Below are 943 nucleotides of genomic sequence, written 5' to 3'. Positions count from 1 at the left end.
TGCTGCTGCCCACCGACCACGCGGTGGCCGACGAGGTGCTCACCGGCGCCGATCTCTCGCTCGTGTACGGCGGCGACGACGTCGTACGCAAATACGCCGGGGACCCGAGGGTCCTGGTACAGGGGCCCGGCCGCGCGAAGATCCTCGTCACGGCGGGGTCGGACTGGCGCGCGCACCTGGACACGATGGTGGACTCCATCGCCCACCACGGTGGCATGAAGTGCGTCAACGCGACCGCGGTCCTTGTCGAGGGCGACCCGGCACCGGTGGCCCGTGCGCTGGCCGAGCGTCTTGCCGCGCTGCCCAGCCTGCCGGCCGAGGACGCGAAGGCCGCGCTGCCCGTGCAGCCGCTGGCGCGGGCGCGGGCCCTGGAACGGCATCTGCTGGAACGGGCCAAGGGGACCACCGCGCACCTGGGCGGCGAGGGCATCGTGGACGAACTGGCGGGAAACGGTGCGGTGTTGCGCCCGGCCGTCTTCGAAGTCCCACACCTCCAGGGCGGCTGGCACACCGCGGAACTGCCCTTCCCCTGCGTGTGGGTGGCGCCCTGGAGCCGCGCCGACGGGACCCGGGCACTGGGCGACTCGCTTGTTCTCGGCCTGCTCACCGGAGACGAAGTCCCGGACGAGGACGTCGAGTTGATCGAGGCACTGGTGGCCGACCCGAGCATCGGCAACGTGTACGTCGGTGATCACCCCACCCACTGGATGGACCGTCGCGTGCCGCACGACGGATACCTCGGCGAGTTCCTGATGCGGAGCAAGACCGTCATACGCGGCTGAGCGGCACCCCCGACCACAGCCGCACCATCTCGAGTACGAGGAGCAGGTCATGCCTTCCGGTGACACGATCACGGGCCCCGCGCCCGCAGCCGCGGCGGGGGAGTTCGTCCTCGCCGGTGAACTCCCCATCCGCAGGATGGGATTCGGCGCCATGCAGCTTC

The 943-nt window shown here is 71.0% G+C and carries 1 protein-coding gene; it reads left to right on the top strand.

Features of this window, described 5'->3' with window-relative positions; genetic code table 11:
- On the top strand, positions 1-782 hold a 782-nt coding region (locus KVT45_RS55025; protein ID WP_217562646.1), incomplete at its 5' end, for an aldehyde dehydrogenase family protein.
- Between the last annotated feature and the right edge of the window lie 161 nt (positions 783-943).

Source organism: Streptomyces sp. GbtcB6 (assembly GCF_019091475.1).
Lineage (GTDB): Bacteria > Actinomycetota > Actinomycetes > Streptomycetales > Streptomycetaceae > Streptomyces > Streptomyces hyaluromycini.
The sequence above is the reverse complement of the archived record's forward strand: the minus strand, read 5'-3'. Positions and strand labels throughout refer to the sequence as shown.